Genomic DNA, 19166 nt, shown 5'->3' with positions numbered 1-19166 from the left:
CGGCAGCGTCAGATGGTAGAGCCGATATTCGCTGAGCCACAACATGTTCAGCTCGCGGGGCGGCCGATATCCCGAACTCTGCCATTCCTCTTTGATCAGCGATTCGAGCTCGTCGTCGGAGCCGACATCGTCGAAATAGTGGGACGCGCGACGGGGAAGTTTCGGTTTGAGGGGTGCGAGAAGCTCTCCGTACGCGCCCTGTTCGGTACTGGCGGCGTACACGGTCTGCTGACCTTCGACGTCGTAGCGGTTCCACTCCGCCCGTGATTCGTCGCTGGAAATCCCGCGCTGGAGCGGATTGAGCGGTCCATAGGAAGGTTTCGCCAGCCGATAGACCTCGCGAGACGCCGCGGGGAGAAGCGCGAATCCGGTCTTGGCGCAGCGCCGAGCATTTCGGGTTTCGCGCACAGACACCGGTCTCCCTCTTCCGACAGCCTCCCAAAGGGGGAAGTTTATCGAAAGGGAGCTTTCCCGCGCGGCCAGGTCGACCGAGTCAGTTGTCCGAGCCGTCGACGAATGCGACTGCGGCAGCGATGGTCTCGCGGAATCGGTCCGCACGGATCGCCAGGGCGGGCGACTCCTCACCCAGCCGCGGATTGGCTCCGATGAACCACGACCGCGCCACATCGCTGTCCTCGGCGGTCGCCAGGATGATCCAGCACCGATGCGCGACCTGCAGGCGAGCCAGTGCGGCATCCCGGGGCGTCGGCCCTTCGGCATGGGACCACTTGTGCGGCAGCTTGCGGTCGCGGACTCCGGCGATCAACGCCACCAGCGTGGGACCCAGATGTTGGACGAGTTGTCGCGCCAGCTCCGCCGGACGCAGTTTGGCCGTATCGACATGACTGGTGATGGCGAGAGCGTTCGCAACGGTCATCTGTCTCAACCCTCCAGTGCACGTGCCGGCCGCAACACGGGCGGATAGTTCAGTGTAGCCGAAAATGCCACCCTAATGCAACCACTTCTGCTACCTTATCAACCTCCGTATCACCCGTCCGGAACACCGCACTCCCGCTAGGACCTCCCTGTTCCATGCGACTGTCGAGAAATACGCGCGGAAGTCACTCCTCGGGACTGCACAGTCCCCCGTCGCCGCCCAGCGACGCCGACGCCCTGACCGTGAGCCTGCACTACCTGGTCTATTACCGGAACGAGTACGAACGCTCCCGGCTGGTGGTCAAGACCCGAGCCAAGCGGGTGGTCGTATGGACCGCCGTCGCCAACGGTGTCATCGCCGTCCTCGGTACCGCGGTCGCCGTCTTCCAGGCTCCCTGGATCGGTCTGCTCAGCACGGGCCTCGCCGCGTCGATCGGCGTGGTCACCGCCTGGGACGGCTTGTATCGCCACCGCGAGATGTGGATTCAGCGCAGCGTCATCATCGGCCAACTCCAGACACTGCTGCGCGGCGTCGAACTCCGGCGCGCTCAGCACGAGGACCGCGATGTGCTCGCGCGAGAGGCGATGATCGAACTCAATGCGATCCTCGCCGAAGATCTGGAAGCCTGGACCTCGATGCGCCGGACCCAGCCACTGGCGCGCGAAGCCGCCGACACGAGCAAGGACCGCTAGTCCCGCTCTGCTCGAATCCGGTCCGCCTCTGAGGGGTTGTGATCGCTACGAAAGAGTCTCCGGACAGCCGGCAGCGGGCGACATTTCTACAAGACGCGCGGCCGCGACCTCCGGGACGGTAAGGGCATCAGCCGTCCTCAGGAGGAGATATGAAAACTGCCGCTGCCGGTCGGGCGAGACGCGTGGTGCTGCTGCTGGTCAGCGCGCTCGTCGCACTGCTCGTCGGGAACACCACAGGGGTCGCGACGGCCGCACCGGACGATTCCGTGGACCGGATGGTCCCGCTGCCGGACGGCGATATCCACGTCGTCACCAGCGGAGCGCCGAGCGCACGGGCGGTGGTGCTGATCCACGGGACCGGCGGCTCGGTCTCGTGGTGGGATCCGGTACTGCCCGCGCTGGCGGACTTCTACGTGGTGCGGGTGGACCTGCTCGGTCACGGCCGCTCTTCCAAACCGGACAGCGGTTACGGCATGGCCGAACAAGGACGTCGGGTCGGAGTGGTCCTCGACCGGCTCGGGGTGCGGCACGCGATCGTCGTCGGGCACTCCACCGGCGGATACGTGGCGACCGAACTCGCCGCTCAGCGCCGGGATCTGGTGAGCGCGATCGGATTGATCAGCACCGGGTCCCGCCTGGACGCGTTCACCGACAACGGCCCGCTCGGCAACCTGCTGTTCGTCCCGCAGATCGGGCAACCGCTGTGGCCCCTGCTCCCGGACGCCGCCATTCGGTACGCCATGAGCAGCGCGTTCACTCGCGACGTCGCGATTCCGCAGCAGCTGGTGGACGACTTCCACGGCATGACCTACCGCAGTATCACCGCCACCTCCGACGCATCGGATGTCTATCTGCGGGAACGGCAGGAACCCGACCGCCTCGCCGATCTCGGGCTGCCGAGCCTGGTGCTCTACGGTTCCCGGGACCACCGGTGGCCGGCCGCATCCTTCCAGGACTACCGGCGCGTGCCGGGTGTGCGGATCGAATCGCTCGACTGCGGCCACAGCCCGATGATCGAGGAGCCCGGCCCCACCGGAGAACTCCTGCGCGACTTCGCCGGTCGGCACTGAAGCCGCACGACGCGCCTTCGAGCGCCGGGAGTTCGTGACCCACATCACTGTGCGAGGTGGATGAGTTCTCCCGGCGCGTTCCGTCTACCCGAATATGAGCGCACAGAGCACCGCAGCGGTGAAGGGTCCCGCGTCCTACTTCCCCGCCATCGAGAAGAAATACGGTCGGCCCGTCGAGGAATGGTTCGACATCGTTCGCGGATCGGAGCTGACCAAGCATATGGAGCTGGTCGCCTGGTTGAAGAGTGAGCACGGACTGGGGCACGGGCACGCGAATGCGCTTGTCGCGCATGTGCGCAGCATCGACAACGGGTAGGCAGCGCGGGACCGGCCCGACGGCGCGCAGGCGCCGGCCGTCGAACCGGCCCACGTCCTCAATCGGTCGCGAGAGCCGCCGCGCCCACCAGCGTGGCACCGTCGGTGATCGGGGATTTCACGACACGAAGTTCACGGATGAAGCCGAGGCCGGCATGTTTCACCACCGCCGCCCGCAGCGGATCCCACAGCGGCGCGCCGGATTCGGCGAAACCGCCACCGATCACGACACGGTCGATGTCGAGCATCGCGGCGGCAGACGAAATGGCTTGTCCCAGAGCTGTCCCCGCGCGCGACAGCGCGGCCGCGGCGACGGCGTCACCCGCTCCGGCGGCGCGTGCCAGTTCCATCCCGGTCGTTCCCGTCCAGCCCTGTGCGCGTGCCCACCGGACGGAGGACATGCCACTCGCGACGGCCTCCACACATCCGACACCGCCGCAGGCACACGGCACATCCCAGCCCGGTACCACGATATGGCCGACGTGCCCGGCATTCCCGGTGCGGCCCACGAGAACTCGGCCGTCGCTGACGATGCCGCCGCCGATTCCGGAGGAGACCGTCATCGCCAACCCGGACCGGACACCGCGTAAACCACCGACGCGATACTCCGCCAACGCCAAGGCCGCGCCGTCGATCGCGAATCGAATATCGGCCTCGGGGAACAGTTCTCGCACCGCGGCGACGATCGGGAAGCCGTCACGCCACTCGGGAATGTTCAAGGGGGCGGTGCTACCGGCACCGACATCCACCGGGCCGGCGGCGGCGATTCCGATCGAGGCCACCTCGAATTCGCCGGTGCCACAGGTGTCGTCGGCCGATGCGGCAGCTACCACCTGCCGCAGCAGCTCGCGGCAGGCTTCCCACGCTCCCCGGGAAGGCACGTCGACTCGGCGCATGTGCCGCAACAGGGACAGCGATCGGGATCGTGCTGTGGATTCGTCGTACGAAACGGACTCGATCGGCGCCGTCGCGACGGCTGCGGCGAATTTCGTCGCGCCGATATCCACAGCCAGCACGCCCATCTCGCCACCGCCTCCTCAGCGCATCTCCCGATCGGATGCACGGTACCCACTCGGCGAGCGAGAGCTGTCAGGACTCCTCGGTATCCACCAGATGCTCGAACGCCCGCAGGTTCTTCAGCGATTCACCGCGCGAGACACGCCATTTCCATTCGCGCCGAATGGATTCCGCGAAACCGAGCTCCAGCAGCACATTGAAGTCGCCGTCGACCGCCTCGAGAATCTGGCCGAAGATGCGGTCCAGTTCGTCGGGGGTCACGGCATGGGTCGCGATGCGGCCGACCAGATAGATGTCACCGACCCGGTCCAGGGTGTAGGCGACACCGTAGAGGCGGCGGTTGCGGCGCAGCAGATACTTGTAGACACCCTCGAAGTTCTCGTCGGGTTTGCGGCAGACGAAGCATTCGAAGCGCACGCCGTGCTTGCCGACCGTCAGCATGACCGTCGTCTTCAGCTTGCGCTCACCGGGCAGCACCACGACGAAGGTGTCCCGGCCCTCGCGGGTGTAGTCGATCTCGCGCTCACGCACGGTGTCGTCGATCAGCTGCGCGGTCTGCGCGATGGTGTCACTCACCGGCGTACCACTCCCATCCGGCGCCGCCACAGCGCCCGCGACCTGGCTTGACTGCTCTCTGTCAGCAACGTACCCGGCATTCGCGAACGCACACCCCGATGCCCGGCCAACGCCTCGGCATAGCAGTCGAGCAACCCGTCGGCGGTGTGTTCCCAGGAGAAACCGGCCGCATGATCCACCGCTGCCGCGCCCATCCGCCGCAACCGTTCCGGATCGTCGAGCAGCCCGCGCAGGGCGGCCGCCCACTCGTCGGCCTGGTGCCCGGATACCAGCATGCCCGAAACACCGTCTCGCACAGCGGTACTCAACCCGCCGACGTCGGCGGCCAGCACCGGTGTGCCGCTGGCCTGCGCCTCGATGGCGACCAGGCCGAACGATTCGTTGTAACTCGGCACCGCGACCATATCCGCGGCCCGGTACACCTGCACCAGACGATGCGGCGGCTGCGGCGGCAGGAATGTCACCCGATCCGAGATGCCGAGCGTGGCGGCCAACTCGATCAGCGCGTCCGGGCGATCCAGACCCGTGCCCGAGGGCCCACCCACGATGAGCACCCGCAGCTTGCGTTCGGGTTCGGCGCGCAGCACCTCGGCCGCCGCGAACACGAGCACATCGGGAGCCTTGAGCGGCTGGATCCGGCCGACGAAGGCCACCACCTGCTCATCCGGCTCGATACCGAATTCGGCGCGCGCGGCCGCCCGGTCACCGGGGCGATAGCGGGACAGATCCGCACCCGGGGGCACCACGTCGATGCGCTCGGATTCGGCGCCGTAGAGCTCGACGAGCTGGCGGGCCTCCTCGGCGGTATTGGCGACCAGCCGATCCGATTCGGCGATGATCTGTTTCTCGCCGACCACCCGCGACAGTGGTTCCGGCGTATCGCCCTCGGCCAGGAATGCGTTCTTCACCGCGGCCAGCGTGTGCGCGGTGTGTACCAGCGGCACCCGCCACCGATCCCGGGCCAGCCAGCCCACCTGCCCCGACAGCCAGTAGTGCGAATGGATCAGGTCGTAGTAACCGGGCAGCTGCCGGGCCTCCTGACGCAACACCTCCGCCGCGAACGGGCACAGCTGAGTCGGCAGATCGTGCTTGTCCAGCCCCTCGAACGGTCCCGCCACCACATGCCGCACCAGCACCCCCGGCGCGGCCTCGACCACCGGCTCGTCGTTGGAGGATGTCGCACGCGTGAAGATCTCCACCTCCACGCCGCGGCGAGCCAGCTGTAGCGCCGACTGCAGCACGTAGACGTTCATCCCGCCCGCATCGCCGGTACCCGGCTGTGCGAGCGGAGAGGTGTGCACCGACAACACCGCGATCCGATGCGGACGTTGATCCGGGCGATAACTCACACACTCCAGTGTGCACGCCTCGACGCGTCAACCGTTATGCGCTCGTGCCTCGAGTGAGCGTAGTCACACCCATGGCTGGGAGGTGGTGGTGGACGGGATCACGCGAGCGAGACAACGAATTCCGTGAGCTCATCGGCGAAGCGCTGGGGATCCTCGACGAACAGGCCGTGCTGGGCGTCGTCCCAGAACGAGGTGCGCGCCTCGGGGGCGTGCTCGGCGATGTAGCGGCCGTTCTCGACGGGCACCACGGGATCGGCGGTGCCGTGCATGACGAAGACCGGAACGTCGAGGTTGCGCAGGGTCTCGGTGTTGTCGACGGTGCGGTAGAACAGCGCCTTGCGGACGCGGGGCGGAGTCGCGAGGCTGCCGCCGAACAGGCGCTGGGCGTCCTCGCCCTTGTCCCGGCCGGGTCCGGTGTTGGCGTTGCCGAAGGCGGCGAAGCCGCGCATCGCCCGGCCGGCGCTCTCCTCGAACACGTCGGGGATGGCCTTCTGCATCGCCGGCCCGGGCTGGGAACCCTCGACGCCCCGGCCGATCCCGGCCTGCGATCCGCAGTACACCACCCCGGCCACGGCGCCGGTGCCGTACGCGGTCAGATAGTCGCTGAGCACGATGCCGCCGTAGGACCAGCCCAGCAGCACGGCATCGGCGGTGATGTTCTCCGCGGCCAGCACCGCGGCGACGTCGGCCGCCCAGTTCTTCGGATCGTCGTATCCGGTCTCGGGCGCATCGGAGTACCCGTGCCCGCGCAGATCGACGGCGACCACGCGGAAGGTCTCGGCCAGAATCTCCGCCGCACGGCCCCAGCACCGCAACGTGCCGGCCCACCCGTGCAACAACACCAGCGGACGTCCCTGTTCGGGCCCGGAGACCTCATACACGATATTGGTTCCGTCCGCGCTGACCACATCCCGAATCGCCATGCTCGCCAGGTTAACGGGGACGCTAGGCTCGATTCCCATGAGCACTCGTCACGCCGTCGTCACCGGAGCGAGCTCGGGAATCGGTGAGGCTACCGCCCGCGAGCTCGCGAAACAGGGCTATCACGTGTACGTGGGGGCGCGCCGGATGGACCGGCTGCAGGCGCTGGCCGACGAAATCGGCGGTACCGCAATCGAATTGGACGTCACCGACGAGTCGTCGGTACGCCTGTTCACGGATGCGGTCGAACGGGCCGACGTGCTGGTCAACAATGCCGGCGGGGCGAAGGGGCTGGCGCCGGTCACCGAGGCCGACCTCGACGACTGGCGGTGGATGTGGGAGACCAACGTGCTCGGCACGCTGCGGGTGACCAAGGCGCTGCTGCCGAAGTTGATCGACTCGGGTGACGGGCTGATCGTCACCGTCACCTCGGTCGCCGCCCTGCAGCCCTACGACAACGGCTCCGGCTACACCTCGGCCAAACACGCGCAGGCCGTCCTGCATCGCACACTGCGCGGCGAGCTGCTGGGCAAGCCGGTGCGGCTCACCGAAATCGCGCCGGGCGCGGTCGAAACCGAATTCTCGCTGGTTCGGTTCGGCGGCGACACCGAGCGCGCGGCCAAGGTCTACGAAGGTATCGACCCGCTGTTCGCCGCCGACATCGCCGAAATCATCGGCTTCGTCGCGAGCCGCCCCCCGCACGTCAACCTCGACACCATCGTGGTGAAGCCGCGCGACCAGGCCGACGCCGGCCGCTTCGCCCGCCGCTGAGCCGGCGCCCGGCGCGCAGCCGGACGCGACCACGACGGCCCGAACTCGACGGACCGGTCAGCGGGTTCTAGCTGCCGCCGCGCACGGGTCCCGGCGCCACCGGAGTCGCCGATACCACCGGTGCGGGCTGGCCCTGGATCGCCGACATGGTCTTCCAGGTGTCCCAGTCGATGGTCCAGTCGTAGAGGTCGCCGTCGGCGGCGGACAAAGCGATCGACGTGCCGGTGACCTCGACCGGGTCGCCGTACATGGCCGTCGGGAAGTACTGCTGGGCGTCGCTGGTGCTCAAGTTGATGCAGCCGTTGGTGACGTTGGTATTGCCTTGCGCGGAGGCCGATTCCGGGTTCGCGTGGATGAATTCGCCGTTGTTGGAGATGCGTACCGCCCAGCGTTCGCGAACGTTGGTGTAGAACGGCGGATTCGACATCAGGAAATCTTCGTACTTCTCGGTCACCACGTGAATGCCCGAACGCGTCACGTTGCGCGCCTCGTTGCCCTCGCCGAAACTGCACGGGAAGTCGAACAGCGTCGAACCGTCCCGGATCACCTGCACCCGGTGGCTGGGCGCGTAACCCTTCACGATCTGGCTGCGGCCGATGGTGAACTGCGAGGACAGATCGGAGTTGCCGTAGACGCCGCCGCCCAGGTCCAGGCCGTACAGCTTGGCGGCGAAGGTCACCGCCGTGCCGGGCGCCCAGTAGTTGCGCGGGCGCCAGTGCGCGCGGGACCCGCCGTTCTCGTCGGGCAGCCAGGCCCAGCCGCCCTCGGTCTCCGGAGTGGTCGTGACGGTCAGCGCCTTCTCGACCGCCTCCTTGTTCTCGACGTGCTTCTTGAACTGCACGATGATCGGCGCGGCGATGCCGACCTCTTGCCCGTCACCGATGTTGATGGTGGCGGGCACGGTCTGTTTGGGGGCGAGGGTGGTGAATTTCGACTCGATCGGCACGGGCTTGTTGTCGGTGCCGACCGCCGTACCCGACCAGGTGTAGGTGACGCCGTAGCCGAGCGGCTCGTTGACCTTGAAACTGCTCCTGTCGGGCGACAGGACGCCGGTGACCTGCTTACCGTCCGGATTGGTCAGGGCGACCTGGTCCAGGCGGCCACTGGTCACGGTCACCGAGACGGGCGCGATCGGGTTGACGTCGCCGGTTCCGTTCCCGGGCTCGAATTTCAGCTTCGCGACCGGGCCGGACTCCTTCGGCGCGGACGAACCGCTCCCGCCGCTGCCCGAACATCCGGCCACCAGCGCGGCCACCGCCAGCTGGCCGGCCCCGACCAGAACGGCCCGGCGGCCGGCAATTCCTCGAATGTTCACTTCCGCGAATTTACCGCGCCCCTCCGACAGCTCGGCCCGATCGGAACGTGGCGCCCGCCACCCGTCAGAGCTCGAGACCGACGGTCACCGGTTCGGGTTCCAGCCTGATTCCGAAACACTGTTCGACGCCCGCCCGCACGGTGCGCGCCAGGCCCACCAAGTCCGCGGCGCGGGCAGAACCCCTGTTGGTCAGGGCGAGTGTATGTTTCGTCGACAACCGGACGGGAGCGTCCGGACCTGGGAAACCCTTGCCGAATCCCGCGCGTTCGATCAGCCAGCCGGCGGAGAATTTCACCCCACCCTCGGCGGCATAGGTCGGAATAGTGATATCGCCCACATGCGCCCGGATCGCCTCGACGACGGCGGGCGCCCGATCGTGCGCCACCACGGGATTGGTGAAGAACGACCCGGCGCTCCAGGTGTCGTGGTCGGCCGGATCGAGCACCATGCCCTTGCCGGCGCGCAGGGCGAGTACCGCCTCGCGCACGGCCGCGGCCGGACGGGACTCGCCGTCGGCGGCATCGAAGGCGCGGGCCAGTTCGCCGTATCGCAGTGGGGCGCTGGCACCGTCGGGATTCACCTCGAACTCCACCGCCAGCACCACCGCCCGATCGGAATGCTTGAGCACCGAGGTGCGGTAACCGAAGCCGAGTTCCTCCGGTGCGGCCCATCGGATTTCGCCGCTGACGCGATCCAGCAGGTGAATCCGGCGCAGCGCCTGCGCCACCTCGACGCCGTAGGCGCCGACGTTCTGCACCGGCGTCGCGCCGGCCGAACCCGGAATTCCGGACAGGCACTCGAGTCCGCCGAATCCGGCGGCGACCGTCGTGGCGACCACGCCGTCCCAGTCCGCGCCCGCCTCGGCCGTCACACTGTCGGCTCCGAGCTCGACGGCGTCGGTGGCGATGCGGACGACGACGCCGGCGAATCCGCTGTCGGCGATCAGCAGGTTGGAGCCACCGGCCACCAGCAGCACCGGAACGCCCGCGGTGTCGAGCGTGCGCACCGTCTCGACGAGCGCCTCGGTGGTGCGACATTCGGCGACCGTCGCGGGCCCGCCGACCCGCAGGGTGGTCAGCTGCGCCAGCGGCACCGATTCGCGCACCTGCGCGCCGGTCGCGGCCAGCAACTCCCGCACGTTGTCGAATGCCACCACTCGAGATGTCTGCACATCGAAAGACGGTAGCGTGTCACACCATGGCGACACCCCTGGCGTACACAGCTCACTACGCGCACCCCGCCGCGGCGGTGCGTGCTGCGCTCGCCGACGAGCAGTACTGGAAGGATCGCATCGAGGAGGTCGGCGGGCCCGGTGCGCGGCTGGACTCCTTCTCGGCCGACGGGGACCGGCTGCGCGTGGAGATGGTGCAGACCATCCCCGCCTCCGAACTGCCCGCCGCGATCACCTCGGTCCGCCCGGGCGATCTGATCATCCCGCGTACCGAAACCTACGAGGGCCTGTCCGGCGTTTTCGAAGCGCATGTCGAGGGTGCGCCGGCGAAGGTGCGCGGCACGGTCACCCTGACCGGTTCCGACACCGCCTCCCAGGCCGTGGTCGACGGCTCGGTCGAGGTGACGATCCCGTTGTTCGGCAAGAAGATCGAGGCCGTGGTGGCCGAGAAACTGCTGGAACTGCTGGCCTCGGAGACCGACTTCACCAACACCTGGATCGCCAACCACTGATCGGGGCGCTCCCCGGGGACCAGTACCCTGGTCCCCCATGGCCCGCCGATTGGACTATTCCGCTCGCTATCCGCTGCACACCACCGAAGAGGTGTACGCGGCGCTGTCCGACCGCGCCTACTGGGATGCGCGGATGGAGGAGATGCGCAAGCACTCGCCGAACGAGGTGGTCCACCTGCAGGCCGACGGCGACGGTATCGAGGTCGAGGTCCGCCACATCCTGCCGCGCGACATGCTGCCCGAGATCGCGCAGACCGTGATGCGCAAGGACCTGGTGATCACCCGCAAGGAGAGCTACGGGCCGTTCGGTCCCGAGGTCGAGGGTGAGTTCAGCGCATCGATTCCGGCCGGTCCGGGGACGCTGACCGGCACCGTGCGCTTGTTTCCCACCGAAACCGGCTGCACCCTGCGCACCTCACCCGTGGCCAAGGTCTTCATTCCGATGCTGGGGCCCAAACTCGAGCAGATGATGCTGGTCAACCTCGTGGACCTGTTCCGCGCCGAAGCCGAATTCACCCAGCAGTGGCTCGAAGAGCAGCGCCCGACGGCCTGAGTTCCGTGGCTCCACCGCACGCCTGCATCACCACGATGAGACCGCCGGGCCGGCCCCGTGCTGCGAACATCGGACATCTCGGCTCGGCCGGCCACTCGCGCACCGCCGCCGTACCGTCGGCCGGGGGTACGTCCAAGCCGGTGGGCGCCATCACGCGCGGAACCACCGGGATCAATCGGCTGCGCCGCAGCGACCGCTGGCTGAGCCACGATCCACTGGTCGTCGAGCGGCTGCGGTCGGCCGCGGACCCGCTGGTGGTCGATCTGGGCTACGGGGCGAGTCCGGTGACCACGCTGGAATTGGCGGCCCGGCTGCGCCGGGTGCGCGCCGACATTCGCGTCGTCGGTCTGGAGATCGATCCCGAGCGCGTCGTTCCCGCTCGCGACGGCGTGCACTTCGCCCGGGGCGGGTTCGAACTCGCGGGACTGCGGCCGGTCCTGGTGCGGGCGTTCAATGTGCTGCGGCAATACGACGAGAGCGAGGTCGCGCAGGCGTGGGCGACAATTCTCGGCGGATTGGCTCCCGAGGGACTCCTGCTCGAGGGCACCTGTGACGAACTGGGCCGCCGCTGCGCGTGGATTCTGCTCGGCCGCGACGGCCCGATCTCGCTGACGCTGGCCTGGGATCCGTTCACCGTCGCCAAACCCTCCGATATCGCCGAACGGCTGCCGAAGGCGTTGATCCACCGCAATATTCGCGGTGAACGCGTGCACACGCTGCTCACCGCGGCCGACCGGGCGTGGGCGCATGCCGCGCCGATGGCGGTGTACGGGCCGCGCGTGCGCTGGCGGGTGGCGGCGGAACTGTTGCGGGAACAAGGCTTTCCGGTGCGGAACTACCGGCGGCGGATGCGTGATTGCGTCCTGTCGGTGCCGTGGGAGTGTGTGCGGCCCGACTGAATTCGCGGTGCGCGATCGCCGGGTTCAGGCCGCGGCGAGGGCGCGGCGCACCCGTGCGGCCGCATGCGGCGGCAAATTCGCACTCGCCGAAGCGATTTCGTGCGGGATGCAGCGATGGATGGCGACCGCGTCGGCGACCACCTCGTCCAGCGCCCCCTGTCCGATCCCGGTTTCGGCGAGGTCCAGTACCGTCCGCACGGGGGTGGTCACCAGGAACGCACCGGCCGACTCCACATCACCGCGATGCAGCTCGCGGCGCAGGACGACCAGCCGCGGGGCCGCGGGCGGGCGGCCCGCACTCGCGGACAGGTGCAGAAAGCGCGGGCGCAGGCGGCCCAGGCCGTGCAGTTCGGCAGCGCTGTGATGGGAGACGGCGGCGGCGCCGTCGAACCAGGCCGCCCACATCGCGTATTCGTCGAGCGGGCCGTCCGGCCAATCGGCCATGCGCAGAATGCCGAGGCCGGCGCGGATCACGGAACCGTCGGCGAGGGCGCCGCGGATCCGGTGCTCACAGCCGGCCCGCAATACGATGCGCGTGGTGAAGTATCCGGCGTGCCGATCGGCCAGCCGGCGCAGCACCCACCAGCCTTGCTCGGAATCCCCCGGTCGGCGCGCGGCCGCGGCGTCCCCTGCATCGTGCGCGGACATGGGATCAGGTTACGCCGGACCGCTGTGCCTCATGTCACAATCGCGTCGGCACTGCATGACAAGCCTCACAGGCTCCACAGAGCGGGCTCAGAAAGCTCGGGAAGAATCGGTTGCCATGACCACTCCGGACACCGCGGTACCCGCTCCCGCACCGGCGGGTGAACCCAAACGCCGCAACGGGCGGCGGATCGCACTGATCGTCGGACTCGTCGTGCTGCTCGCGCTGGTCGGCACCGCGGCGGGCGCCGAAACCTATCTGCGCCACAAGAATCAGCAGTGCATGGCCTCCCAGGTCGAGAAGGAGCTGGGGTCGAAGGTCGATGTGGGATTCGGGCCGAAGCCGTTACTGCTCACCGCCGTCGACCACAAGGTCCAGTACATCACCGTCGACAGCGACGACGCGAAGTTCGGGCCCGCCGTGGACATGAAGGTGCACGCCCGGCTCAACGACATCACCCTGCTCGACGGCGGGCGCGGCGGCGCGAAGGTCGGCAGCAGCTCCGCCGACGCGACCTGGAGCAACGAGGGCATCGCCCAGACCCTGACCGGGCTCGTCTCCGGCGTGGAATCGGATCCGGCCGGCGGCACCCTGGACGTCAAGGTGCTCGGCGGTATCGCCGATCTGAAGGTTCAGCCGCACATCGTGGACGGCAAGATCGAGGTCAGCACGCAGTCGGCCTCGCTGCTCGGGCTGGGGCTGCCCACCGATCTGGTCGACAGCATCGTCGGTTCGATGACGCAGAGCCTGCAGAACTACCCGCTGGGTATGCAGCCGACCAGCGTGAAGGTCACCGACAACGGCATCTCGGTGTCGCTGCGGGGCGGCCCGACCACCCTGCAGGGCGGTGGCGACACGGAGATCCGCTGCTGATCGAGCCGGGGTGCAGCGAGCCCGGCGCCGCTCGCGGGCTCTACTCCGGGAAGCCGGCCAGCACATCGGCCGAGCGGGACAACCCCAGCCGGGTCGCACCGGCGTCGATCAGTTCGGCGGCCGCGGCGGCGGTGCGAATTCCGCCGCTGGCCTTGATGCCGAGCCGCCCGCCGACGGTCTCCCGCATCAGCCGCACGGCCCGTACCTCGGCGCCGCCCGCGGGGTGGAATCCGGTGGAGGTCTTCACGAAATCGGCGCCGGCGCGTTCGGCGGCACGGCACACCTCGACGATCGCCGCATCCGACAGCGCCGCGGACTCGACGATCACCTTGAGCAGCGCCCGATCCTCGACCGCCTCGCGGACGGTGACGATATCGGCGAGGACCGCGTTGTAGTCCCCCGCGACGGCCGCGCCGATGTCGATCACCATGTCGACCTCGGCCGCGCCCTGCTCTACCGCGAATCGCGCCTCGGTGCCCTTCACCAGGGAGTGGTGTTTGCCGGAGGGAAAGCCCGCGACCGTGGCGACGACCAGCCCGGGCGCGGTCACCGGCAGCATCGACGGAGACAGGCACACCGCGTAGACACCCAGTTCACGAGCCTCGGCGATGGTGTTCGCGACGTCGGCGGCGGTCGCCTCGGGGGCCAGCAACGTGTGATCGATCATCGCGGCGACCTGGGCGCGGGTGTAGGCGGTGGGAACGGTTTCGGACATGGGGACCAAGTCTGGCACAGCCCGCGAGCGTTCAGGGCCGCCGAGCGCTCGCGATCCGATGCGGCCCGCGAATTCGCTTACCCCGGACCGGCTTTGCGGCTCGCTGCCCGGGCGGCGTGATCGAACCGCGTGCGACCTGCGAGGATCGTGCCCATGAGTGGCACCGCGTCAGCCGATGATCGGCGTTTCGTCCTGAGCCTGGGCTGTCCCGACCGACCGGGCATCATCGCCCGCATCACCTCGTTCATCGCCGAGTTCGGCGGGTCGATCGTGGAGGCCGGTTATCACTCCGATCCCGATACCGGCTGGTTCTTCACCCGCCAGGCCATCGCGGCGGCGACCGTGCCGTTCGGCATCGACGAGTTGCGTGAGCGCTTCACCGTGGTGGCCGCCGAACTGGGCCCGCAGACCGATTGGCAGCTGCTGGATTCCGGGCGTCGCCGCCGCGCGGTCCTGCTGGTCAGCCGCGACGGGCACTGCTTGCACGATCTGCTCGGCCGGGCCGCCAGTGGCGAGTTGCCCGCCACTATCGAAGCGGTGATCGGCAACCATCCGGATCTGGGCGAGATGACCCGCGCGCACGGTATTCCGTTCCACCACGTGCCCTTCCCCGCCGATCCGGCCGAACGCGGCCCGGCCTTCGAGCGGGTGCGCGAGCTCACCGACGCCCACGATCCGCACGCGGTGGTGCTGGCGCGGTTCATGCAGGTGCTGCCGGCCGAATTGTGCGAGCACTGGGCCGGGCGCGCGCTGAACATCCACCACAGCTTCCTGCCCTCGTTCGTGGGGGCGCGGCCGTATCACCAGGCCTTCGCCCGCGGCGTGAAGCTGATCGGCGCCACCTGCCATTACGTCACCGCCGACCTGGATGCGGGGCCCATCATCGAACAGGACGTCAGCCGCATCGACCATGCCGACACAGTGCGCGACATGGTCCGGCAGGGCCGCGACATCGAACGTGTGGTGCTCGCGCGCGGACTGCGCTGGCACCTGGAGGGGCGGGTGCTGGTGCACGGGCGGCGCACCGTCGTTTTCTCGTAGCGCGTCTTCTCGTAGCCGGTCTTCTCGTGGCGACGCGGCGGGCCAAGACCGGGCGCCCTTGACCGGCCTTGGCGGACAACACGATTCAGCATCGTGTTGCCGTCCTCGCCGCGCGGAGCCGGCAGAGCGGCTCCGCTACGACAGGTCTTGTGGCGACTTCCCGATCCGAACGTGGGTCACCAGGATGCACCCGCGCCGCGAGTACGTCCAGCCCCGGCGGGCAGTCGCCGGGCGCTCAGCCCGCCACCGCACGGCGGCCGAAGCGAGTGACCTCGATCAATCGGCGCAGTTCGGCGTTGAACTCCGCACTCGCCTCGACATTCGCCAGATGTCCGGTGGCGAAGACCGAATAGCGATCCAGATTGCCCGCCGCGGCGAGCTCGTCGGCGATCTTGCGCGACATGCTCTCCGGCAGCAGATTGTCGTAGGCTCCGGCCACGACACTGGTCGGGATGCACAGATTCGCTGCGGCGCCGTGAATTTCGAGTTCGATCAGCGCCAGCGCGTACTTCGCCCGCACCAGCGGACGGCAGGAGCGCACGATCGAGAGCCCGAAGTCCACCTGATCCGCTGTGGCGTACCGATTCATGATGCGCGCCTTGAAGATTCCGCGCACCGGAGCGCCGGCCGGGAACGGCACGGGCTGGCCGAACAAGGCGCGGCCCAGCCAGTCGGGGGCCGGGACGATGTCGTTGAAGATCGGCAGAACCCGGGTTTCGGCGGCGATATCGCCCGCCGTCGTGGTCAGCAGCAGGGCCGCGCTCGCGCGCTGCGCCACCTGCTCCGGATGGAATTTGGCCCAGGCCTGAATCGTGATGCCGCCCATGCTGTGTCCCACCAGGACGGCCTTACGTCCCGCCGGCACAACCGCGTCCAGGACGGCGCACAGATCGTCGGCCAGCTGTTCGGCGTCGAACCGGCCCGTCCCCAGGGTGCTGTCGCCGTGACCGCGCTGGTCGAACGCGATCACGCGGTGGTCGCGGGCGAAGGAGTTGATCTGCGGGTTCCAGTATTCGAGGCAGCAGGACCAGCCGTGCACGAAGACGATCACGTCGCCGTCGGCAGGGCCGTACGCGTGTACCCGCAGCCGGGCGCCGTCGGTCGTCGTGACCGAGACGACCTCTGCGTCGGGCGCGCAGTTCAACTCGGCCGTGCGGTAGGTACGCGAACGCATTTTCGCGCGGTATCCGCCGGTCAGAGCGCCGATGCCGGTCCGAAGGGCGGCAACGTTCTCGGGCAGGTTCACCAGCATGAGCACTCCTTTGTGTCCTACCGCACGTTACCGCGCTAGCAACGGTGCTTGCTAGTGCAAGCAGCGAAGAATTTCCGGTTTCGCACTTTTGTCCGGCGAAGCCGCACCTCAGCGCTGCTCACACCCCCACAGAGACCGAATACCCATTCCGCCCAACGGCATTCACACCCGCCGGCGCAACGTCCCACTACCCGCTTCTATCGGCCGGCGCCACAGAAGTGCTACGCCGAATTCGCCAAGCGGTTGCCGAACCGGCTAGGCGGTCGCCTCGCGCACGTGCCGCGAGACGTACGTCTCGTCCAGCACCTCGGCGAGTTCATCGTTGAACGCCTCGTATGCCTCGACGTTGCCGAGGTGGCCGGTCGACAGTTCGACCAGCTTGCGGAACGCGCCGACCGAGCGCAGTTCCTCGGCCAGGCGCTCGGAGTGCACCGGCGGCGTCATATCGTCCACGGAACCGGAGATCACCGTGGTCGGCACGGTCACGCAGCGGGTACAGCTCTGCAGGGCCAGTTCGGCCAGCAGGAAGCCGAAGCGCGAACGCACGCGCGCCGGGCAGGAGCGCACGATCGCCAGGGCGAAATCGACCACCTCACCGGCCGCGGCCAGAGTCATGATCTGGCGGCGGAAGATCCACTTCACCAGCCGGATCGGCGGGAACACCACCGGCAGGCCGAGTCCGAGGCGGCCGATCGGGAACGGCAGCGCGAGCGGACCGCGATTGAAGCGCGGCACCACGGTGGTCTCGGCGATCAGGTCACCGGAGGCGGTATTGGCCAGCACCACCGCATCGGCCCGCTCGGCGACCTGCCGCGGATACCGGCCGGCCCAGGCCTGAATGGTCATTCCGCCGAGACTGTGCCCGACGAGGACCGCGCGCTGACCGGGGCGCAGCATGGCATCCAGGACGGCCGCGAGATCGTCGGCCAGCAGATCGGTGGACAGCGGTGCGGTGCCGGATTCGCTCTCGCCGTGACCGCGCTGGTCGTAGGCGATCACCCGGTATTCGCCGGCGAAGGCGTTGATCTGGGGATTCCAGTATTCGATGCAGCAGGTCCAGCCGTGCGCCAGCACGATCGCCTCGCCGTCGGCGGGGCCGTAACTGTGCACGCGCAGCCGGGCGCCGTCGGACGCGGTCACCGCGGTCACCTCACACGGCACCGCCGGGGAATTCAGTGCGGGCAGGTCGTAGGACCGGGTGCGCAGTGCGGCGCGATGGGCGGCCGGCAGCCCGCGGAGACGCTTCACGATCCCCGCCACCGTGCTGGGCAACGTTGCCTGCATGAGAACACTCCTTTGTGTGTTACCGATCGATACAGTAACCCGAAGGAGTGGGTGCTTGCTAGTGCAAGCGCGGGGTTCGCTGTTTTACCAGCGCGGACCGCGCTGAATTTCGTCGACCTTAGGCCGCACATCGGCCAGATAGATACCCGTGGCGATCACCGCGGCGATCCCCAGCAATCCCACCGGCGTGCGAGCGAGCAGCAGGAAACCGAGGGCGACCGCCAGAATCGACACCCAGATCGGTTTGGTGAGTTTGTCCACGGCCGTGAACGCGTCGGCGCGCTGCCGGATCGCATGCACCAGCGCGAAGATGGTCGCGGCCATCGCGGCGAGCCAGAGCAGCCACAGGATTGCACTAGTCAGCTGGTACACAGCACCCATGATAGAAGCAACGCCCGCATGCGGCAGTGCGCATGCGGGCGTTGCGGGATCCGGTACGACCCGGATCCGTGTGACGGTTCCGGATTACCCCTCGGCCGGTCTTTGCTGCGGCCGAATTACTTCTTGGCCGGAGTGGTCTTCTTCGCCGCGGTGGTGGTGGGCTTGGCCGGCGCCTTCTTGGCGGGGGCCTTCTTCGCCGGGGCCTTCTTGGCCGGGGCGGGCTCCTCGGCGGCAGCCTCGGTGGTCACCGCGACGACCTCGGCGTCGACGACCGCGGCGGCCTCGTCGGCCTGCTCGGCCGCTTTACCCAGAAACCCGCGAGCCTGATCGGACACCTTGGTCAGCACATCCTCGGCCCGGGTGACGACATCGGTGTAGATGTTCTCCACCTTGTCGAAACGCTCGTCGAAGCCGGGGTTGGAACGCAGCCGGTCGACGGTCTCCTCGCCGCGCACGGCCAGATCCGAGTAGAGATCCACCAGCTGGCGGTAGTACTGGTCGACCAGCTTGCGCAGCTCCTCCGGGGTGAACTTCTCGCGCAGTTCGGCGAGGTCGTCCGGCAGTTCGGAGGGCAGTCCGGTCAGGCGGCCGCGCAGCGTCTCGATCTGATCCTGCACATCGGCCGGCAGATTCGACAGGCGCTCGCGAGCCTCCTCGACGCGGGAGTTCACATCGACGGTGGCGGCGCGGTCGCGGACGCGGTCGACGATGTCGTTGACCGCCGCGTAGAGCGCGTCACCGGCTCCGACGGTCGCGTAGATCGGCTTGGTCACAGTGACGTTGGGCTGGGTCATGGTTGTTCGCTCTCCTGGCGTGGCGAGATTTCGGTAGTACTGCCATCGGTGGCATGGTGCGGAACCTCGTTGTCCCTTGGGCTTTCGGGTGCACCGCCCCTCGGGCTCTCGGGCACACCGCCCCTGCTCCCCCCTGGAACGC

The 19166-nt window shown here is 68.4% G+C and carries 22 protein-coding genes and 1 pseudogene; 9 read left to right on the top strand and 14 right to left on the bottom strand.

The window, feature by feature from the left end:
- Both A5780_RS19770 and A5780_RS19765 read right to left on the bottom strand, forming a co-directional pair.
- A pseudogene (locus A5780_RS19770) lies at nucleotides 1-414 on the bottom strand (hypothetical protein); the annotation flags it as partial.
- 79 nt (nucleotides 415-493) lie between these two features.
- Entirely contained in the window at nucleotides 494-877 is a 384-nt protein-coding gene (locus A5780_RS19765; RefSeq protein ID WP_030516176.1) for a hypothetical protein, read from the bottom strand.
- Between the two features lie 155 nt (nucleotides 878-1032).
- Here A5780_RS19765 and A5780_RS19760 point away from each other — a divergent pair, with 155 nt between their 5' ends.
- The 3 genes from A5780_RS19760 (at nucleotide 1033) to A5780_RS19750 (ending at nucleotide 2955) form a co-directional block, all read left to right on the top strand.
- Nucleotides 1033-1569, top strand: coding sequence for an SLATT domain-containing protein (locus A5780_RS19760; protein WP_146098765.1), 537 nt, complete (start codon nucleotides 1033-1035; stop codon nucleotides 1567-1569).
- Nucleotides 1570-1718: 149 nt separating this feature from the next.
- On the top strand, nucleotides 1719-2639 hold the full coding sequence (locus A5780_RS19755; protein WP_082976579.1) for an alpha/beta fold hydrolase: 921 nt from the start codon (nucleotides 1719-1721) through the stop codon (nucleotides 2637-2639).
- 94 nt (nucleotides 2640-2733) lie between these two features.
- Nucleotides 2734-2955 carry a DUF4287 domain-containing protein gene (locus tag A5780_RS19750; RefSeq protein WP_063016274.1) on the top strand — a complete coding sequence of 74 codons (222 nt, stop codon included), beginning with the start codon at nucleotides 2734-2736 and terminating at the stop codon, nucleotides 2953-2955.
- A gap of 58 nt (nucleotides 2956-3013) precedes the next feature.
- Here the strand turns inward: A5780_RS19750 and A5780_RS19745 are convergent, their stop codons facing one another.
- The 4 genes from A5780_RS19745 to A5780_RS19730 form a co-directional block, all read right to left on the bottom strand.
- A complete protein-coding gene (locus A5780_RS19745; protein ID WP_064909213.1) occupies nucleotides 3014-3976 on the bottom strand; it encodes an ROK family protein in 963 nt (320 codons plus the stop codon).
- A 67-nt stretch (nucleotides 3977-4043) separates the two neighbouring features.
- Nucleotides 4044-4547, bottom strand: a complete 504-nt coding sequence (locus A5780_RS19740) for a YbjN domain-containing protein (protein ID WP_369801564.1) — start codon at nucleotides 4545-4547, stop codon at nucleotides 4044-4046.
- Nucleotides 4544-5896: a D-inositol-3-phosphate glycosyltransferase gene (gene mshA / locus A5780_RS19735; protein WP_063016270.1), complete on the bottom strand. Its 1353-nt coding sequence runs from the start codon at nucleotides 5894-5896 to the stop codon at nucleotides 4544-4546. Before mshA ends, A5780_RS19740 begins: the two co-directional genes overlap by 4 nt.
- Nucleotides 5897-5994: 98 nt before the next feature.
- Nucleotides 5995-6819: an alpha/beta fold hydrolase gene (locus tag A5780_RS19730; RefSeq protein ID WP_064909212.1), complete on the bottom strand. Its 825-nt coding sequence runs from the start codon at nucleotides 6817-6819 to the stop codon at nucleotides 5995-5997.
- Between the two features lie 37 nt (nucleotides 6820-6856).
- Between A5780_RS19730 and A5780_RS19725 the strand changes: the two genes are divergently transcribed.
- Nucleotides 6857-7588 carry an SDR family NAD(P)-dependent oxidoreductase gene (locus A5780_RS19725; protein ID WP_063016266.1) on the top strand — a complete coding sequence of 244 codons (732 nt, stop codon included), beginning with the start codon at nucleotides 6857-6859 and terminating at the stop codon, nucleotides 7586-7588.
- A gap of 67 nt (nucleotides 7589-7655) precedes the next feature.
- Here A5780_RS19725 and A5780_RS19720 read toward each other — a convergent pair whose 3' ends face one another.
- Both A5780_RS19720 and A5780_RS19715 read right to left on the bottom strand, forming a co-directional pair.
- A complete protein-coding gene (locus A5780_RS19720; protein ID WP_369817541.1) occupies nucleotides 7656-8897 on the bottom strand; it encodes an Ig-like domain-containing protein in 1242 nt (413 codons plus the stop codon).
- 70 nt (nucleotides 8898-8967) lie between these two features.
- A complete protein-coding gene (locus A5780_RS19715; protein WP_082940535.1) occupies nucleotides 8968-10059 on the bottom strand; it encodes a UDP-N-acetylmuramate dehydrogenase in 1092 nt (363 codons plus the stop codon).
- 41 nt (nucleotides 10060-10100) lie between these two features.
- On the opposite strand from A5780_RS19715, the gene A5780_RS19710 reads away from it, so the two are divergent.
- The 3 genes from A5780_RS19710 to A5780_RS19700 all read left to right on the top strand — a co-directional run bounded on the left by A5780_RS19710 (nucleotide 10101) and on the right by A5780_RS19700 (nucleotide 12038).
- Nucleotides 10101-10586, top strand: a complete 486-nt coding sequence (locus A5780_RS19710; protein WP_063016262.1) for a DUF2505 domain-containing protein — start codon at nucleotides 10101-10103, stop codon at nucleotides 10584-10586.
- Nucleotides 10587-10623: 37 nt separating this feature from the next.
- Nucleotides 10624-11139, top strand: a complete 516-nt coding sequence (locus A5780_RS19705; RefSeq protein ID WP_063016260.1) for a DUF2505 domain-containing protein — start codon at nucleotides 10624-10626, stop codon at nucleotides 11137-11139.
- Between the two features lie 140 nt (nucleotides 11140-11279).
- Nucleotides 11280-12038 carry a hypothetical protein gene (locus A5780_RS19700; RefSeq protein WP_063016287.1) on the top strand — a complete coding sequence of 253 codons (759 nt, stop codon included), beginning with the start codon at nucleotides 11280-11282 and terminating at the stop codon, nucleotides 12036-12038.
- Nucleotides 12039-12062: 24 nt separating this feature from the next.
- Here A5780_RS19700 and A5780_RS19695 read toward each other — a convergent pair whose 3' ends face one another.
- Nucleotides 12063-12686 (bottom strand): hypothetical protein, encoded by a 624-nt coding sequence (locus A5780_RS19695; protein ID WP_063016258.1) that lies wholly within the window; start codon nucleotides 12684-12686, stop codon nucleotides 12063-12065.
- A 115-nt stretch (nucleotides 12687-12801) separates the two neighbouring features.
- Between A5780_RS19695 and A5780_RS19690 the strand changes: the two genes are divergently transcribed.
- Nucleotides 12802-13557, top strand: a complete 756-nt coding sequence (locus A5780_RS19690; RefSeq protein WP_082940536.1) for a DUF2993 domain-containing protein — start codon at nucleotides 12802-12804, stop codon at nucleotides 13555-13557.
- A 40-nt stretch (nucleotides 13558-13597) separates the two neighbouring features.
- On the opposite strand, the gene deoC is transcribed toward A5780_RS19690, so the two are convergent.
- Nucleotides 13598-14272 carry a deoxyribose-phosphate aldolase gene (gene deoC, locus A5780_RS19685; protein ID WP_063016257.1) on the bottom strand — a complete coding sequence of 225 codons (675 nt, stop codon included), beginning with the start codon at nucleotides 14270-14272 and terminating at the stop codon, nucleotides 13598-13600.
- Between the two features lie 153 nt (nucleotides 14273-14425).
- On the opposite strand from deoC, the gene purU reads away from it, so the two are divergent.
- On the top strand, nucleotides 14426-15313 hold the full coding sequence (gene purU, locus A5780_RS19680) for a formyltetrahydrofolate deformylase (protein WP_030516159.1): 888 nt from the start codon (nucleotides 14426-14428) through the stop codon (nucleotides 15311-15313).
- A 235-nt stretch (nucleotides 15314-15548) separates the two neighbouring features.
- On the opposite strand, the gene A5780_RS19675 is transcribed toward purU, so the two are convergent.
- The 4 genes from A5780_RS19675 to A5780_RS19660 all read right to left on the bottom strand — a co-directional run bounded on the left by A5780_RS19675 (nucleotide 15549) and on the right by A5780_RS19660 (nucleotide 19024).
- Nucleotides 15549-16565 carry an alpha/beta fold hydrolase gene (locus A5780_RS19675; protein ID WP_063016285.1) on the bottom strand — a complete coding sequence of 339 codons (1017 nt, stop codon included), beginning with the start codon at nucleotides 16563-16565 and terminating at the stop codon, nucleotides 15549-15551.
- Between the two features lie 255 nt (nucleotides 16566-16820).
- Nucleotides 16821-17849: an alpha/beta fold hydrolase gene (locus A5780_RS19670; protein WP_064909211.1), complete on the bottom strand. Its 1029-nt coding sequence runs from the start codon at nucleotides 17847-17849 to the stop codon at nucleotides 16821-16823.
- 84 nt (nucleotides 17850-17933) lie between these two features.
- On the bottom strand, nucleotides 17934-18230 hold the full coding sequence (locus A5780_RS19665) for a DUF2516 family protein (RefSeq protein ID WP_030516156.1): 297 nt from the start codon (nucleotides 18228-18230) through the stop codon (nucleotides 17934-17936).
- Between the two features lie 116 nt (nucleotides 18231-18346).
- Entirely contained in the window at nucleotides 18347-19024 is a 678-nt protein-coding gene (locus A5780_RS19660; RefSeq protein WP_064909210.1) for a hypothetical protein, read from the bottom strand.
- Nucleotides 19025-19166 lie beyond the last annotated feature (142 nt).

Source organism: Nocardia sp. 852002-20019_SCH5090214 (assembly GCF_001665865.1).
Taxonomy (GTDB): Bacteria; Actinomycetota; Actinomycetes; order Mycobacteriales; family Mycobacteriaceae; genus Nocardia; species Nocardia nova.
Note: the sequence above shows the minus strand (reverse complement) of the source record. Positions and strands in the feature narration are given on the sequence as shown.

Bases quoted from the DNA above. Each gene is read 5' to 3' on its own strand.
- A5780_RS19765 (WP_030516176.1), bottom strand. From the start codon at position 877: ATGACCGTTGCGAACGCTCTCGCCATCACCAGTCATGTCGATACGGCC.
- A5780_RS19760 (WP_146098765.1), top strand. From the start codon at position 1,033: ATGCGACTGTCGAGAAATACGCGCGGAAGTCACTCCTCGGGACTGCAC.
- A5780_RS19755 (WP_082976579.1), top strand. From the start codon at position 1,719: ATGAAAACTGCCGCTGCCGGTCGGGCGAGACGCGTGGTGCTGCTGCTG.
- A5780_RS19750 (WP_063016274.1), top strand. From the start codon at position 2,734: ATGAGCGCACAGAGCACCGCAGCGGTGAAGGGTCCCGCGTCCTACTTC.
- A5780_RS19745 (WP_064909213.1), bottom strand. From the start codon at position 3,976: ATGGGCGTGCTGGCTGTGGATATCGGCGCGACGAAATTCGCCGCAGCC.
- A5780_RS19730 (WP_064909212.1), bottom strand. From the start codon at position 6,819: ATGGCGATTCGGGATGTGGTCAGCGCGGACGGAACCAATATCGTGTAT.
- A5780_RS19725 (WP_063016266.1), top strand. From the start codon at position 6,857: ATGAGCACTCGTCACGCCGTCGTCACCGGAGCGAGCTCGGGAATCGGT.
- A5780_RS19710 (WP_063016262.1), top strand. From the start codon at position 10,101: ATGGCGACACCCCTGGCGTACACAGCTCACTACGCGCACCCCGCCGCG.
- A5780_RS19705 (WP_063016260.1), top strand. From the start codon at position 10,624: ATGGCCCGCCGATTGGACTATTCCGCTCGCTATCCGCTGCACACCACC.
- A5780_RS19695 (WP_063016258.1), bottom strand. From the start codon at position 12,686: ATGTCCGCGCACGATGCAGGGGACGCCGCGGCCGCGCGCCGACCGGGG.
- A5780_RS19690 (WP_082940536.1), top strand. From the start codon at position 12,802: ATGACCACTCCGGACACCGCGGTACCCGCTCCCGCACCGGCGGGTGAA.
- deoC (WP_063016257.1), bottom strand. From the start codon at position 14,272: ATGTCCGAAACCGTTCCCACCGCCTACACCCGCGCCCAGGTCGCCGCG.
- purU (WP_030516159.1), top strand. From the start codon at position 14,426: ATGAGTGGCACCGCGTCAGCCGATGATCGGCGTTTCGTCCTGAGCCTG.
- A5780_RS19675 (WP_063016285.1), bottom strand. From the start codon at position 16,565: ATGCTGGTGAACCTGCCCGAGAACGTTGCCGCCCTTCGGACCGGCATC.
- A5780_RS19670 (WP_064909211.1), bottom strand. From the start codon at position 17,849: ATGCAGGCAACGTTGCCCAGCACGGTGGCGGGGATCGTGAAGCGTCTC.
- A5780_RS19665 (WP_030516156.1), bottom strand. From the start codon at position 18,230: ATGGGTGCTGTGTACCAGCTGACTAGTGCAATCCTGTGGCTGCTCTGG.
- A5780_RS19660 (WP_064909210.1), bottom strand. From the start codon at position 19,024: ATGACCCAGCCCAACGTCACTGTGACCAAGCCGATCTACGCGACCGTC.